14 protein-coding genes and 2 tRNA genes are annotated in these 15,613 nt (G+C 59.6%); 4 read left to right on the forward strand and 12 right to left on the reverse strand.

Annotated features, from left to right (window positions below):
• Window position 1: 1 nt before the first annotated feature.
• From carA to rpsF, 11 genes are all read right to left on the reverse strand, one after another.
• The gene (gene carA / locus I2G40_RS02480) at window positions 2-1,432 is read right to left on the reverse strand and encodes a glutamine-hydrolyzing carbamoyl-phosphate synthase small subunit (protein WP_195544081.1); all 1,431 of its coding nucleotides are present in this window, start codon (window positions 1,430-1,432) and stop codon (window positions 2-4) included.
• 206 nt (window positions 1,433-1,638) lie between these two features.
• Window positions 1,639-2,604, reverse strand: a complete 966-nt coding sequence (locus I2G40_RS02485) for a hypothetical protein (RefSeq protein WP_195544082.1) — start codon at window positions 2,602-2,604, stop codon at window positions 1,639-1,641.
• A 19-nt stretch (window positions 2,605-2,623) separates the two neighbouring features.
• Complete coding sequence (locus I2G40_RS02490; protein ID WP_195544083.1) at window positions 2,624-4,396, reverse strand: ABC transporter ATP-binding protein; 1,773 nt, start codon at window positions 4,394-4,396, stop codon at window positions 2,624-2,626.
• Between the two features lie 82 nt (window positions 4,397-4,478).
• Complete coding sequence (locus tag I2G40_RS02495; RefSeq protein WP_195363837.1) at window positions 4,479-5,174, reverse strand: NUDIX domain-containing protein; 696 nt, start codon at window positions 5,172-5,174, stop codon at window positions 4,479-4,481.
• A gap of 21 nt (window positions 5,175-5,195) precedes the next feature.
• Window positions 5,196-6,500, reverse strand: coding sequence for a phosphoribosylamine--glycine ligase (gene purD, locus I2G40_RS02500; RefSeq protein ID WP_161115594.1), 1,305 nt, complete (start codon window positions 6,498-6,500; stop codon window positions 5,196-5,198).
• Window positions 6,501-6,618: 118 nt separating this feature from the next.
• Window positions 6,619-7,905: an adenylosuccinate synthase gene (locus I2G40_RS02505; protein WP_161115595.1), complete on the reverse strand. Its 1,287-nt coding sequence runs from the start codon at window positions 7,903-7,905 to the stop codon at window positions 6,619-6,621.
• Window positions 7,906-7,998: 93 nt separating this feature from the next.
• Complete coding sequence (gene dnaB / locus I2G40_RS02510) at window positions 7,999-9,396, reverse strand: replicative DNA helicase (protein WP_006235827.1); 1,398 nt, start codon at window positions 9,394-9,396, stop codon at window positions 7,999-8,001.
• 218 nt (window positions 9,397-9,614) lie between these two features.
• Entirely contained in the window at window positions 9,615-10,154 is a 540-nt protein-coding gene (rplI, locus tag I2G40_RS02515) for a 50S ribosomal protein L9 (protein WP_022094073.1), read from the reverse strand.
• A gap of 15 nt (window positions 10,155-10,169) precedes the next feature.
• Window positions 10,170-10,436: a 30S ribosomal protein S18 gene (gene rpsR / locus I2G40_RS02520; protein WP_006235829.1), complete on the reverse strand. Its 267-nt coding sequence runs from the start codon at window positions 10,434-10,436 to the stop codon at window positions 10,170-10,172.
• A gap of 72 nt (window positions 10,437-10,508) precedes the next feature.
• A complete protein-coding gene (locus I2G40_RS02525; protein WP_006235830.1) occupies window positions 10,509-10,961 on the reverse strand; it encodes a single-stranded DNA-binding protein in 453 nt (150 codons plus the stop codon).
• Between the two features lie 48 nt (window positions 10,962-11,009).
• Complete coding sequence (rpsF, locus tag I2G40_RS02530; RefSeq protein WP_006235831.1) at window positions 11,010-11,303, reverse strand: 30S ribosomal protein S6; 294 nt, start codon at window positions 11,301-11,303, stop codon at window positions 11,010-11,012.
• Window positions 11,304-11,807: 504 nt separating this feature from the next.
• On the opposite strand from rpsF, the gene I2G40_RS02535 reads away from it, so the two are divergent.
• Together I2G40_RS02535 and I2G40_RS02540 are read left to right on the forward strand one after the other, a co-directional pair.
• Window positions 11,808-11,898 (forward strand) — tRNA-Ser (locus tag I2G40_RS02535).
• Window positions 11,899-11,946: 48 nt separating this feature from the next.
• Window positions 11,947-12,037: transfer RNA gene (locus tag I2G40_RS02540), tRNA-Ser, on the forward strand.
• A 160-nt stretch (window positions 12,038-12,197) separates the two neighbouring features.
• Here the strand turns inward: I2G40_RS02540 and I2G40_RS02545 are convergent.
• A complete protein-coding gene (locus I2G40_RS02545; protein ID WP_195544084.1) occupies window positions 12,198-13,205 on the reverse strand; it encodes a PDDEXK family nuclease in 1,008 nt (335 codons plus the stop codon).
• Between the two features lie 304 nt (window positions 13,206-13,509).
• Between I2G40_RS02545 and I2G40_RS02550 the strand changes: the two genes are divergently transcribed.
• Both I2G40_RS02550 and I2G40_RS02555 read left to right on the forward strand, forming a co-directional pair.
• A complete protein-coding gene (locus I2G40_RS02550; protein ID WP_229090618.1) occupies window positions 13,510-14,199 on the forward strand; it encodes a trimeric intracellular cation channel family protein in 690 nt (229 codons plus the stop codon).
• Between the two features lie 107 nt (window positions 14,200-14,306).
• Window positions 14,307-15,452 carry a bactofilin family protein gene (locus I2G40_RS02555; RefSeq protein WP_195544085.1) on the forward strand — a complete coding sequence of 382 codons (1,146 nt, stop codon included), beginning with the start codon at window positions 14,307-14,309 and terminating at the stop codon, window positions 15,450-15,452.
• Window positions 15,453-15,613: the final 161 nt, after the last annotated feature.

The raw sequence follows: 15,613 nt of genomic DNA on the forward strand, positions 1-15,613 counted from the left end.
GTTAGTTCTCCTCGGTCTCAGTCTCGGCGAAATTCCAGCCAGCCAGGCGGTCCTTCGCGGTGTCGATGTCCAGGTAGTTCTCCTCGCCGTCCATGAGTCGCGTAAAGGCGGTAAAGAGATAGTGAGCATCGGTGGGGCCAGGCGAGGCCTCGGGGTGGTACTGGACCGAGAAGCACGGGGCGTCGAGCAGCTGGATGCCCTCGGCGGTGCCGTCGTTGAGGTTCACGTGCGTCAGGCGAATGCGGCCAAAGCGCTCGTTCATCACGACCGGCGCGATTCCGCGGCGCACCCAGACGCGCAGATCTCCATCGGCCGCATGCTCGGTCTCGCCGCCGGAAAGCTCGGGGACAAGCTTGCCCAAGCTGGGGAACAGCAGGCCAAAGCCATGGTTTTGTGCGGTGATCTCCACGCGACGGCTTACCAGGTTCATGACCGGCTGGTTGCCACCGCGGTGACCGAACTTAAGCTTTTCCATCTGGGCGCCGCAGGCCAGGCTGATCATCTGGTGACCAAGGCAAATACCAAAGACCGGCACCTTGCCGATCAGCTGCTGCACCTGCTCGTAGGTCTCCACCACGGCGTCGGGGTCGCCGGGGCCATTGGACAAAAAGACGCCGTCGGGATTCATGTCGAGCACCTCGCTCGCGGGCGTATTCCACGGCACGACGGTAAGGTCGCAGCCGGCGCGGACCAGCCCTTCCAGAATGCCGCGCTTCACACCGCAGTCGTAGGCGACCACTTTGTGACGGGCAGGAGCGGCAGCCGAAAGCGCAAAGCCATGCGTGGCAGGCAGGTCGGCGGCCACAAACTCATGAGGCGCGGGGCAACTTACGGTCTTGACCAGGTTCTCGCCTACCAGCGTAGGCGCTGCGGCCAGACGCTCGGCAAGCTCGTCGACGTCGAAGATCTCGGTCGAGATAATGCCCATCTTGGAACCATTGTCGCGCAGATGGCGCACCAGAGCGCGGGTGTCGACACCCTCGATAGCAACGATGCCGTGTGCGCGCAGGTACTCCGGCACGCTGACGGCCGAGCGCCAGTTAGAAGGCGTGGCGCACATGTCGCGAACGATCATGCCGCGCATGGCCGGAGCGCTCGCAGAGCGCACGGCGTCGCCGGGGAAGGCCGACTGGACGTCGGTCTCGTCGATACCGTAGTTGCCGATCTGCGGATAGGTCATGGTTACGATTTGGCCGGCATAACTCGGGTCGGTCATGACCTCAAAGTAGCCCTCGAGCGAGGTGTTGAAGCAGACTTCGCCGGTCGCGGTGCCCTCGGCGCCGCATGCACGTCCATAAAAAATGGTCCCATCCTCAAGATACAGGATGCAGGGACCACAGGTGCCCTTGCTGGTTTTGGCCAGCATACGCTGGCAAAGCTCGCTGGGCGCGAAGGTGCGGGCGGCAGCGCCCGCGGTATGGTTGTTCGCCATAGTTCTCCTTCCCGGTCTCACAGGACCGGCTTAAAGGTGTGTAGTTAGGCCTCGCGGTATTGTAACCGTAAGCATGCCTCATGGCGTTAATTTCATCGAAATGTTTACGAAATGATAATTATGACTTTCTATGCATAATGATTTTTCTAGGACGGGGATTAAAAATCATCCCGCGAGGCTTGTGGCTCACGCGGGATGATGACGTCTTACTTTTTCTTATCCTGCTCCAGCAGTTTGGACGGTGTGCGATCGGGCTTGCCGCCGCGGAAAATCTCGCGGCCATGCAGACGATGCTCCAGATCGCGCTCGGCCTTTTCCTCGTCAATCTTGGTCTGGCTCACCACCGGGTCCTCAATCAACGACGACACCGAGTTCACCTGCTTCTGAATGCGCTCGGCGATGGTGTCATCCATACTCACGATGCGCATCTTCCAGTCGATACTCGTGGCGTTGGATGAGCTCTTGGTCCACACGAACGTCAAAATGGCGCTCTGGTGGCCGCGCGCGGGGAACATGCCAAAGAAGGAATCGTGCTGAATGTTGCTATCCTCGTCGATATAGGCGTGAACGTTATACACCACGCGGTCGATCTTATCGTTGAGCAACGCGTTGGTCGCAAGCGCCGCGGCCTGAATCTGCCCGTTGGACAGCAGCTCGAGCTCGTTGGCAGACGATGTGTCCAACACCGTCACCTCGACCGTGCCCGTACGCTCATCGGCTTCATCGACGGTAAAGTCGAGCGGGAACTGCGTAAAGCCGTTGCCCCATTCAAGTCCACCCTTGAGCGCGGTCGAAACGGTATCGACCGAAACGCTCTCGGACAGGTTGGCGGTGTTCAGACGACGCATCACGCCGTAGCCAATCTGCATGCCCACGATCAGCACCACAATACCGATGACCACGGCCATCGCGGTCTTCGTAATGGTATGGCTCACCTGCGAGCCCGAAGGATCGTCCTCGGACAGCGGGTCGATATGTTTTGCCTGGCTCGCGCGGTCCTCGCTGCGCAGCTGCGCTAGCGCCGCTTTGTCACCGCGCTTGGCCGCAGCCTCCTTCTCACGCATGCGCTCGGTACGCTTTTTGGCGAGCGTGGGATCCAAGACGCCGGATGCATCGATTTCGGAGAATAACTCCGTCACTTCTTCCGGAGTCAAAGGGTTCTTGTCAGCCATAAACTTCCTGTCATATCAATCAGTCGAGCTCGTGCGCACGCGCACCTTCGAACTGCATTCGATAGTAACGGGCATAGGTGCCGCCACGGGCGAGAAGCTCCTCGTGCGTGCCACGCTCCACAACGCGACCATGCTCAACGGTCGCAATCTCATCGGCATGCTTAATGGTCGAAAGACGGTGGGCGATAATAATCGTGGTGCGGCCGCGTGCCAGCTCTTCGAGTGACTCCTGCACCGCCTCCTCGCTCTCGTTATCCAAAGCACTCGTCGCCTCGTCCAAAATCAGGATCTTGGGGTTCTTGAGAAACACGCGCGCGATGGCAACGCGCTGCTTCTGTCCGCCCGAAAGACGGCTGCCGCGCTCGCCCACCACGGTGTCGTAGCCCTGCGGAAGCGATTCGATAAAGGTATCGATATTGGCGCGGCGGGCCGCCTCGGCGATCTCTTCTGCCGTAGCACCCGGCTTGCCGTAGGCGATGTTCTCGCCAATCGTACCGTCAAACAGGTAGACATCCTGCTGCACCAGGCCGATGGCGCGGCGCAGGCTCTGCTGCGTCACATCGCGCACGTCCTGACCGTCGATGCTAATGGATCCGGTAGCCACGTCATAAAAGCGCGGCAGCAGCGAACAGGTCGTGGACTTGCCGCCGCCCGAAGGGCCAACCAAAGCGATGGTCTGCCCGGGCTTGATGGACAGGTCCATATGGTCGATAACGGGTCGCTCGTCGGCATAGCCCTCGCCCAGCTCAACGTCCTCGTAGTTAAAGCACACGTCGTGATACTCCACGGCGCCGGCAGTCACCTGCAGATCAGTGGCGCCCGGCTTGTCCTGGATATCCGGCGCCGTCGAGAGCACCTCGTCCATACGCTTAAAGCCGGCGATAGCCTTCTGATACGTTTCGGCCGAATTGACGAGCGTCTCAAGCGGCGTGCAGAACAGCGAAATATAGAGTGCAAAGGTCGCCATATCGACCGCCTGCAGCTGTCCCTGGGCGACCAGCCAGCCGCCCAGCAGCACCACGATCACATAGAGCACGCCCGAGAGCAGGCCATACGTCGCGGTATAGACGCCCATGGCGTGATACATGTTCTCCTTGGACGAAAGATAGCGATTGTTGGAGGCGCGGAACTTGAAGCGTTCGGTCTCCTCGTTGGCAAAGCTCTTGACCACGCGCATGCCCGCCAGCGAATCCTGCAGCTGCGCATTGATGCCGCTGATCTTTTTGCGGTTGTCGCTAAAGACCTCGCGCATACGCATGTTTTGCCAAAACATGATGACCGCAAACGCCGCCGTCACCACGGCCATGGCGAGCGCCAGCACCGGGGCGATGGTAAAGAGGATCACAAACGAGCCGATAATCTCGATGCCGCAGATGATGATCCACTCGGGCACGTGGTGCGCCGCCTCGCAGATATCGAACAGGTCGTTGACCACGCGGCTCATCATGTCGCCCGAGCTGTTGCGGTCGAAGTACGCAAAGCTAAAGCGCTCATACTGGTCGAACAGGTCCTCGCGCATTTTGGACTCCATGCGCGCACCCATCACGTGACCCCAATAGCTCACAAAGTAGCGGCAGGCGCAGCGGACGGCATACATCAGCACCAAGCCCACCGCGATCATGCCGAGCGCCTGCATAATGGCAGCCTGACCCTGAGCAAATAGCCCACCGGTCAAATTGCGCAGGATAATGGGGAACGCCAGGTCAATGGCGGCAAGCACCAGAGCACAAACAGTATCAGCAACAAAAAGCCCCATCTGGGGCTTGTAATAGGACAAAAACCTCTTCAGCATGTGATCCTCAAAGAAATATCAGCAACGTAAGGCCCTGGGACAAAGCAATCAGTAGTACTTGTCCCAGGGCTATCCCCACTCGTTAAAGCTCCGTGCCCCCAAGGCGGTGCGCGATGCTGTCACAGGCCAAGGCGCCTACGACGGTCTTGGCGTCTTCGATCTTGCCGTCGAGCACGGCGTCGATCAGCTCGTGCAGCGGCACCAGGTCCACGTTGACAAACTCGTCATCATCGGGGTTGGGCGCATCAAACTCGAGCTTGGTGGCCAAGTAGATGTGGATGATCTCATCGCAAAAACCGCAGGACGTGACAATCGACGTCAAAAAGCGAATACGACCAGCCCTAAAGCCCGTCTCCTCGTGCAGTTCGCGCTTGGCGCAATCGAGCGGGTCCTCGCCTGGATCGAGCTTGCCGGCGGGAATCTCGACCGTCACGCGGTCGATGGCGGTGCGGTACTGACGCACCAGTACGATCTTGCCGCTCTCGGTCAGTGCCACAACGGCCGCCGCACCCGGATGGCGAACGATATCGCGGGCGCTGCGGTGACCGTTGGGCAGCTCAACCTCAAGACGGTGGACGTCGAGGATCTTGCCCTTCCAGGCGCACTCCTCCGAAAGAATCTTCTCGTGCAGCTCGGCATCGTGCGGGTCGTCGTCGCCCAGCACCAGCGCCGGCTCGTCAGCGACCTCGCCACCAGGCTCGCCCTCGGCGTGCCCATACATGCGGCTGTCCTCTTCGACGATCTGCGCGTCCACGAGCTCTTCGTTCTTCTCGTCCATCCGTCTCATTCCTCTCGGATTTTAGGCATCCCAGGCGTCGCGGCCGCGCAGCGCGCGCAGGCCGATATCGTGACGCAGGGTCTTGCCCTCAAAATCAATCTTCTCGCAGGCCTCGTAGGCAAGGTTGCGAGCGTTCTCGAACGTGTCGCCCAGAGCGGTCACGGCAAGCACGCGGCCACCATTGGTCACGAGCTGGCCGTCCACCACGGCAGTGCCCGCGTGGTACACGGTCACGTTCTCCATGGCCTCGGCATCGGCGATACCGGTAATGACCTTGCCTTTCTCGTAGCTGCCGGGATAACCCGCACTCGTCAGGACAACGGCCACGGCCCACTCGTCACGCCAGTCGAGTTCAATCTGGTCGAGCTCGCAGTTGGCACAAGCCAACATGACCTCGACCAGGTCGTTCTTAAGGCGCGGCAGAACGACCTGCGTCTCGGGGTCGCCAAAGCGGGCATTGAACTCCAGCACCTTGGGGCCGGCAGGCGTGAGCATAAAGCCGCCGTACAGGCAGCCGCGGTAGTCGATACCCTCGGCAGCGAGCTCGGCCACGGTCTGCTCCATGACCTTCACCATGGTGGCGTGCTCCTCATCGGTCACGATGGGCACCGGGCTGTAGACGCCCATGCCACCGGTGTTGGGGCCCTTGTCGCCCTCGAGCGCACGCTTGTGGTCCTGCGAGGTGGCCATGGGGCGCACGGTCTTGCCGTCGGTAAAGGCCAGCAGCGAGCACTCGGGACCAACGAGCATCTCCTCGATGACCACGGTATTGCCGGCATCGCCAAAGGTGCCGCCAAAGCACTCGCGCACGGCCTCCTCGGCCTGATCAAGTTCGGTCGCCACGATAACGCCCTTGCCCGCGGCAAGGCCGTCGGCCTTCACGACCAGCGGGGCGCCCTGCTCGCGCACGTAGGCGAGAGCCGAAGCCTCGTCGGTAAACGAACCATAGGCTGCCGTCGGAATGCCCGCACGCTCCATGAGCTGCTTGGAGAACAGCTTGGAGCCCTCCATCTGGGCGCCCTCGGCACCCGGGCCAAAGCAGGGAATACCCGCCGCGCGCACGGCGTCGGCCACGCCCGCCACGAGCGGAGCCTCGGGGCCAATTACCACGAGTCCGCATCCGTGGCTCTGCGCAAACGCCGCCACGGCCGCAGGATCGCAGTCGTCGAGAACAACGTTCTCGCCGCAGCTCGCGGTGCCGCCGTTACCCGGCGCGATGTAGAGCTTGCCGGCGCGCGGTGATGCTGCGAGCTTAGCTGCCAAAGCATGCTCACGGCCGCCGCTGCCCAACAACAGGATGTCGATGGTTTGAGTGTCCGCCTTCAAGGGTGCCTCCTCTATGGATGAACGGCCCGCTCCGCGCGAGCCCTTTGCAAGCAAATATACCCCTCGGCCGCCCGTCCGGGCTGCAAAGGGGTATATCGCAATAACCAAATAGTCCCGATTACTTCCAGAATCGGTTGATGATCTGCTCGCGACCAGCGCCAACGCCAATGAACGTCACGCGGGTGTGTGCCAGATCCTCGATAAACGCCACGTAGTCCTGAGCCTCCTGCGGCAGCTCCTCAAAGCTGCGGCAGCCGGTGATATCGCACTTCCAGCCAGGAAGCTCCTCGTAGATGGGCTTGGCGTGCTCAAAGCGAACCTGATGCTCGGGCACGCTGGTATAGCGCTCACCATCGACGTCGTAGGCCACGCACACCTTGATGGTGTCGAAAGCCGAAAGCACGTCGAGCTTGGTCATGGCGATATCGGTGAGGCCGTTGACGCGCGAGGCGTAGTTGGCGATGGGGCCGTCGAACCAGCCGCAGCGACGACGGCGACCGGTGGTCACGCCGTACTCGTAGCCCTCCTCGGTCAGCGTGTGACCGGCCTCGGACTCATAGGAAAGCTCGGTGGGCATGGGGCCCGAACCGACGCGGGTGATATAGGCCTTCATGACGCCCAGTACGCGGTCGACGTTCTTCATACCGACGCCGGAGCCGGTGATGGCGCCGCCGGCGGTGCAGTTGGAAGACGTCACGTACGGATAGGTACCGTGGTCGATGTCGAGCAGCGTCGCCTGGGCGCCCTCAAACAGCAGGTCCTTGCCCTCGTCAATCATGTTGTTGAGCAGCAGACTCGTCTCGGTGATGTAGGGACGCAGGCGCTCGGCCATCGGCAGGTACTCGTCGCAAATCTGGTCCACGGTGTAGGTGGGCAGATTGTAGATGAGCTCGAGCTCGGGGTTCACGCGGGCGAGAGCGGTCTCCAGCTTGTCGCGGAACAGCGTCTCGTCCAGCATGTCCTGCATGCGCAGACCAATGCGGGCCATCTTGTCCTGATAGCACGGACCGATACCGCGCTTGGTGGTACCGATGTTCTTCTTGCCGAGCTTCTGCTCAAAGGCGCCATCCAGATCAATGTGGTACGGCATGATGACATGCGCGTTTCCGCTAATCTTGAGGTTCTTGGTGGTGATGCCGTCGGCCTCGAACATGTCGATCTCCTCAAGGACAACCTTGGGGTTGACGACGCAGCCGTTACCGATCACCGACACGTGGTCGGAATACATGATGCCGGAGGGCACCTGGTGCAGGCCGTACTTCTTGCCGTTGACGACGATGGTGTGACCGGCGTTGTTGCCGCCCGAGTAGCGCACGACGGCATCGAAGTCGCCGGCGACCAGATCGCAAATCTTACCCTTGCCCTCATCGCCCCACTGGGCACCGACCAAAACGGTTGACGGCATGTTTACTCCTTACATTCATGGACTGTCTACGCACCACGCCGGCACGCAGAAGCACAAAACATTCCCAGTATACCCGTGCAACGGGCGCCTGTCCTACTCCTCGGCATGCGCCCCATCAAGCTCATAGAACTTGGTGGATGCCGGCAGGAACATCAGGTCGACGTCGCCGATCGGGCCCGAACGGTTCTTGGCCACGACGATACGCGTAACGCCCTCGTCGGGTCGATCGTCGCGCGAGGCCTCGGCCTCGTCGGCGGAACGGTCCAAGAACATAACGATATCGGCGTCCTGCTCGATGGAGCCCGATTCACGAAGGTCGGAAAGCTGCGGGCGCTTGCCGGTACGGGATTCGACCTGACGTGAGAGCTGCGACAGCGCGATGAGCGGGATCTTGAGCTCCTTGGCCATGATCTTCAAACCACGCGACATCTCCGAGACCTCGACGGTACGGCTCTCGGAGCGGCGTCCCGGCGGAGGACTCACCAGCTGCAGGTAGTCCAGGATGATAATTGCCTTCTCCTTGTTATGGAGCATACGGCGGCTCTTGGCGCGAATCTCGGTCACTGTGGTGCCGGGCGTATCGTCAATCAGAATATCGAGCTTGGACAAGGTCTGCGTGGCCTCGTTGATATTGGCCCACTGCTCGGGGCTAATGCGGCCCATGCGGAAGTCACTGATCGAGATCATGGCATAGGCGCAAATCAGACGCTGGGCAATTTCCTTGCCCGACATCTCCAGAGAGAAGAAGCCGACAGTATAACCGGCAGCGGCAGCGTTGAGTGCCAGATTCAGAGCGAACGACGTCTTACCCACGGCAGGACGGGCACCGATGATGATGAGCTGGCCTTCGCGAAAACCCATGAGCATGCGGTCGAGCGACGGGAAGCCCGTGGGCACGCCCGCAGCCTGGCCACCGGCCTGGCACACTTCCTCGGCCTCGTTATAGGCCTCGACCATAAACTCGGTCAGCGTCTTGTAGCTCGACTTGACCTCGCGTGCCGTGACCTTGAGCAGCTTGCTCTCGGCCAGCTCGACAACCTCTTTGGTGTCGGTGGGGGCGTTATATGCCAGCGCGTTGATCTCGTTGGTGGCGCCGATCAGCTCGCGCAGCATCGAATCGCGGCGAACGATGGCGGCATGGTGCTGCCAGTTGACGAGCGACAGGGTCTGACCCATCAGCTCCAAAATGTACGCCTCGCCGCCCACGGCATCGAGCTTGTTGATGCTTCGCAGGTAATCGATCAGCGAGATGGAGTCGATGGGAATGCGGCTGTTGTACATATCGACCATCGCAGTATAGATGGTCTTATGAATGGGCCGGTAGAAGTCATCGGGCTGCAGCTCGACCTGGGCCTCTTCGACCACCTCGGGCGATAGCAGCATAGCGGCCAGTACATTGGCCTCTGCATCTTGGTTTTGGGGAAGACCCAACTTTGAGCCGCGGTCCTCGACCGTCAGCCCGGTCTCCCTATCGTCATATGCCATGAGCATCCTCATTCATATCGCTTGCGAGCATCCATAGTATCAGCCACGGTCCCAAAACGCGCCGCACGCCGACAATCATCACCGAACCAAACGGATGAACGGTCCTGTGTATAGGACTTCGACGCAACGTTCGCCATGACACTCACTCAGCGCAAAAAACAAAAGGGCGCCCAGGTTTCCCAGAGCGCCCTTCTTAGAACAAGATTGTTGCGTTGCAGCAAATGCTACTCGGCAGCAGCCTCAGTCTCGACCTCGGCGGTCTCGGCCTCGGCGACCTCAGCGGCCTCCTCGACCTCAGCCTCGGCAGCGAGCTCCTCGGCGGTAACGCCGACGAGAACGACAACCTCGGCCTTGATCTCGCGGTACAGCGAGATGGCAACGGTGTGGGCACCGGCAACCTTGATGGGCTTACCGAGCTCGACGCGCTTGCGGTCGATGTCCATACCGAGCTGAGCCTTGATGGCATCAGCGATCATAGCGGCGGTAACGGAGCCAAAGAGGATGCCCTCGTCGCCGACCTTGACGTCAACGGTGACCGTCTTGCCCTCGAAGGCAGCCTTGGTCTCGTTGGCGGTAGCCAGACGGACGGCCTCGCGCTTGGCGATGTTGTTGCGACGCTCGTCAAGCTGCTTGAGGTTGCCCTTGGTGGCGGCAACAGCGAGCTTCTTGGGGAACAGGAAGTTCTCAGCGTAACCCTGAGCGACCTCTACGACGTCACCCTCGCCGCCCTTGCCCTTGATCTCATCGAGAAGAATAACCTTCATGATGCGCCTCCCTTCTTAGCCGCGGTCGCGGTTGCCACGAGAGGAAACCACGGGGACGGTGTACGGCAGGAGAGCCATCTCGCGGGCGCGCTTGATGGCGTTGGCGATGTCATGCTGATGCTGCGTGCAAGCGCCAGTGACGCGACGGGGCTTGATCTTGCCACGGTCGGTCATGTACTTACGGAGAAGCTGAGTGTCCTTATAGTCGATGAACTCAGTGTTCTCCTTGCAGAACTGGCAGTACTTACGACGCGGCTGACGTGCAGAAAAATCATTAGCCATGTCAAAATACCTTTCATTTGGCAACTTCGGCGAACCGAAGCCGCCTCTCACTCAAAAATAGGTGAACAACCCTTAGAACGGGATGTCCTCATCGTAGACGTCGACCGCGGGCGGCGTAGCCACCGGCGCGGCAGGACGTGCTGCGGGCGCGGGAGCTGCGGGGGCGTAACCGCCCTGGTCGTAGCCACCCTGGCCACCACGGGAGCTCATAAACTCGATCTCATCGACGATGACCTCAAGTTTGCTCCGGCGCTGGCCGTCGCGCTCCCAAGAGCTGTAGCGCAGCTTGCCCTCGATCGCGACCTTGTTTCCCTTTGCCAGGAAACGGCTCACGGCCTCGGCGCGGGTGCCGAACATGGTGCAGTCGACAAAGTTGGGATAGTCCTCCCACTCGCCAGTCTGCGCGTTGCGGCGACGATCGTTCACGGCGACGCCAAAGGACAGAACCTGGGTTCCGCCGGCTGTGGCGCGCAGCTCGGGATCGCGGGTGAGGTTACCGGTGATGTTCACTCGATTGATGCTCATAACTCACTACTTCCTCTTGGGGCACAAGCCCAGTCCAAAACGACAGTCTTACTCCTGGTCGTCGCGACGGACGATCATGTGGCGGACCACAGCGTCGGTGATGCGCAGGACGCGATCAAGCTCGGCGATCTGGGTAGGATCTGCGTGGAAGTTGATGAGGGTGTAGTCACCATCGGTGAGGTCGTTGATCTCGTAGGCGAGCTTGCGCTTGCCCCACTCGTCAACGGAGTCGACCTTGCCAGCGCCCTCAGCGATCGTGGTATCGATACGCTTCATAACAGCGAGACGAGTCTCGGGGTCGAGCGACGGGTCAACAAAGAACAGCAGTTCATAAGCCTTCATATTGTCACCTCCTCTGGGCAAATGTGGCTTCAGGTCGTGAAGGTGCGCCTGAAGCAGGAAAAGACTTGGTAATAATATCTTTCAACCTCCTAGGCTGCAAGAATATGCAGCTACAACCTCATGACCTCCACATATGCCCATACTCGCACGACGTTTCATGCGCATTCCAACCAAATGCTGACCAAAAGCTTGACGGATCTGTGGACAAGATACGGTGCCGTGAGGACAAGCTGAGCCAAGTCGCAGGTCAACGGGCGCATGGTTGTGGTCACAAAATGCATACCAGTGGCCCACAGCACCACCCAAAGATTTTTAAATTCATTGCCAAATCGCTTATAAATACCCCTTTTGAACAATTGAGTTGATCAACTACGCTGGTCGGAAGCCGTTTTTTGGCATCCCAAACCCCGCTGCAACGCCAAACGCGGCCAAGCGTTTTAAAAAATGCCAACTTTTCTGTTTGCACTTTGCGATTCCTCGTGTATACTGACTTTCGCATTTAACGGAGAGTTGTCCGAGTGGCCGAAGGAGCACGATTGGAAATCGTGTAGGCGTCAAAAGCGTCTCCAGGGTTCAAATCCCTGACTCTCCGCCAGTTAATTCCAAAGCAGGCCTTCGAGCCTGCTTTGTTTTTACCCCACGCGGAGGGGTGGCAGAGTGGTTGAATGCGGCGGTCTCGAAAACCGTTTGGCCTGTATAAGGTCACGAGGGTTCGAATCCCTCCTCCTCCGCCATTTTGGTTGAGAAAGCTCCCGAGAATGGGAGCTTTTTTGTTATCGAAATACATCTCGATCCCGCGCTTCCCCAAACATGTACGTCAGCCTCCAAAAACGACATTTTTCGACATCTTTGGAGGCTGACGTACACGTTTGGATTGAGCTCACGGGAGCAGCACTATTCGGAAGGTGCCTCCTCGTCTCGCATGCTTTTCCAGTTGCGGATAAGTGCCTTGCGTAGTTCGTTTTGTTTTCTCTGGTACCCGGTGTCGGTACAGCGAGGCATGCCGAGTGCTTCGCGAATGTTGTTCATGGCGCGGTGAAAGGCGAGCTGGCTGCCGAGCTGAGCCGAAGTGAGCGTAACGATTCGATATCCCATTTGGGAGAGAACGGCCTCTCGCTCCGCATCTGCTCCCTTGCGCTCGAGCTCATCGTGAAAACCGCCCTTATATTCGATACCGAGCTCCCTGCGCTTATAGGTCACGAGCGCATCGATTTTGAGTGTTCGAGCTTTGGCGCAATGCCAGAGACGTTGAGGGATCTCGAGCGGTTTGTTGAGTTCGATACCTCGGATGCCAACGCCGCCTTCGCTTGTTGGGAGCGAGAGGGCGATTGCCGAAGCGGTCTCCATAGGCGAGGCCGAGTGATCGTAGATGTGCCTGAGCGCGAGCCGTGCACGTGTGGCACCGGGTTTGCCGGGGTGCCGATCGAGCAGTTCGGTTATTTCATCCTTGGAGGTGGTGGCTGGTTGCTCGGTATAAGGGTCGGCGGGATTGAGCCTCATGCGATAATCGCCGCAAACTTCATAGCCATATTCGAGATATTCGATCCTATCCATCCACTCGGCAGCGAGCACGAAGGCGAAGGCTTCGTCGGTGATGAAGATTCCGGGCGTCAACTCGTTAATATGCTCGTAGGGAAGATTTTGTCCAAGAATGTGGCAAACGACGCCCTTGGTACGAATTCGCTCAAATTCGAATACAACCGCGATATCGATAGTCTTAAGCATATCGGACGGAATGCCGCAGTCGGTAAGGGCCTGTCGTATGCGCGCAACACGTTGCTGGGTGGAGATGCCTTGTGCGCCTATCTGGTAGTCGTGCCGCGCAAGAGACTGAACCAAATTCTGGGGTGCATGATGGACAAGCCATGCGGTTTTATGCGAAATGAGAACAGGGGTATCCATTGAGGGCCTCTCGCTCTGAACCGGTATCCAACTCTTATGTCCGTTGAAGTGGGGAAATATACCGGATGTGAGTAAATCAACTCACTCATGCTGTGAGCTCAATCCGAACATGTACGTCAGCCTCCAAAGATGTCGGAAAATGTCGTTTTTGGAGGGTGACGTACATGTTTTGGACCCCCGACATTCCAGCAACGCCACGTCCGCATCCAGTCCCGACCGTTTACCGAGCAATAGGGTCGCCACGCCCGCCAACCATGTACTATGTACGGGCATTGTCTAAACCCGTAACTCAAAGGACCCCATCTTGCCCGTCGTCGCCGCTATAACCGTTACCTCACATGCCTCGGATGCCATGGTCGCTATCCCCTTTTGGCTCGAGATGTTCGCTGTTGTCGCGGCATCGATCTCGGGTGTGCTGGTTGCGCGCGAGCACAAGCTCGACCTGGTGGGCGCGGTCGCGCTCGCGGTGGTCTGCGGTCTGGGCGGCGGTCTCTTGCGCGACATGACGCTGCAGGTGGGCAACGTCTACATCCTCAACCAGCCGATGGCGCTGCCGCTTTCCATTGCCACGGCAGCCATCATCTATATTTTCCCGGCAATCGTCGACAAACCCGAAAAACTCATTCCCCTGCTCGACATCATCTCGGTCGGTATCTACGCCGCCACTGGAGCAGACAAGGCGCTGGTCTACGGCTTTGCGCCGGCGGTGTGCATCATGATGGGCTTTTTTACCGCGGTGGGCGGCGGCATGCTGCGCGACGGTTTTATGGGTGTGGTGCCGGGTATTTTCCAGCGCACCAACTTCTATGCCATCGCGGCTATCGCCGGATCGGCAAGCTATGTTTGCCTTGTCATGAGCGGCTTGGTCAGCAATGTCGTCGCACTGGTCGTTTGCGTCGTGGTGACCATGGGGCTGCGCTGGCTATCGCTACGCTTTGATATCAAAAGCCCCACCGAGGACGACATCGCACGCTTTTTGCACCGCAAAAAGTAGGTGGCGCGGCACGACCCTTCGAAATGCAACCGAGAGGCTCTTTTAGAGCGCCCGCGCGTTGGGTACCCTGTTAGGTATATGCCAAACACCTAACAAAAGGATCAACCATGGCTTTCAATCAAACCGCGGCGGCGCCGTCACACAAGATGCGTCGCTGCCTGCTTATGGCATTCGCGCTCATCGCGCTCGCGCTCACCGCTCTTCCCACGGCGTCATTTGCCGGCACGGACACGGCAGGCAACGTACTTGCAACCGACAACGACTCTAATCCGTCCGGCGTCGAGGGTGACCTGTACTGGGCCGGTCAGGCCCTCAACTTGGACGACGCTTCCATCGACCGCGACATAATTGCGGCAGGCGAGAGCCTCTCCATCCGCGACTGCACGGTGGGCGGCGCCGTCCGTCTGGCGGCACGCACCATCGACATTGCCAAGACCACAGTTGATGGCAGCGTGACCGTTGCTGGCCAGCATGTCGTTCTCAATTCCGACAGCACCGCTAACTGTTTCTACGCGATAGGCGAGACGGTTGCCTTGCGAGGCTCCACCAAGTCGGCAGCGCTCGCGGGCGATACGGTAACCATCGACGGCACCGTCGATGGCGATGTCGAGGTTTGGGCCGACAAGCTCATCCTGGGCAAGAACGCCCACATCACCGGCACCGTGAACGCGCACGTCTCAGAGGACCCCGAGCGCGCCGCGGGAGCCGAGGTCGGCGCACTCAAGATCGACCGCACCGAGAACGAGGATACTTCCACCGTTAACGATGTCATCGGCGGTATCGTCGCCGCGGCACTCTCGACCTGCTTTGTCGCCCTGCTGCTCGAGCTCGTCTTTCCGCGTGCGACTGCCAGCGCCGCCGGTATGCTCCACCAGCGCCCCATGCCCCTGTGGGTGAGCGGTCTTCTGGGCACGATTGCTATCGTCCCCGCCGTCCTACTGCTAATTATCTCTATCGCTGGCCTGTCGCTTGCCGGAGCCCTCATGTGCGGTGTTATCGGCATCGCATTGGTGTCGAGTGCCTTTTCGGGGTGCGCGCTCGCCCGCATGGTCGGACACAACCAGAACCGCTACGCCATGGCAGCCGTGGGCGGCATAATCGCAGGCGCCCTCACGGGGCTTCCCCTCGTAGGTGACTTCATCAGCGGCGTGGCCTTTGTCTTTATGCTCGGCTACGTTATCCAGATCATCTGGCGAAACGCCCGCCTCAAGCCGCAGCAGCCGGCTAACACGCCAGGACTCCCCACCGCTTAGCCACCAACCACCACAAAGGGGACAGGTACCTTTGTGGTGATACACAAACAAAGCGGGGCACCCGATCGCATTCGACCGGGTGCCCCGCTTTTCTTGGAGGGTTCTCTAGTAACTTTTTCAAAACCAATGATCATCAGGTCGATAGACCTGCGCGTCACTCG

This window comes from Collinsella aerofaciens (assembly GCF_015558785.1).
Taxonomy (GTDB): domain Bacteria; phylum Actinomycetota; class Coriobacteriia; order Coriobacteriales; family Coriobacteriaceae; genus Collinsella; species Collinsella aerofaciens_P.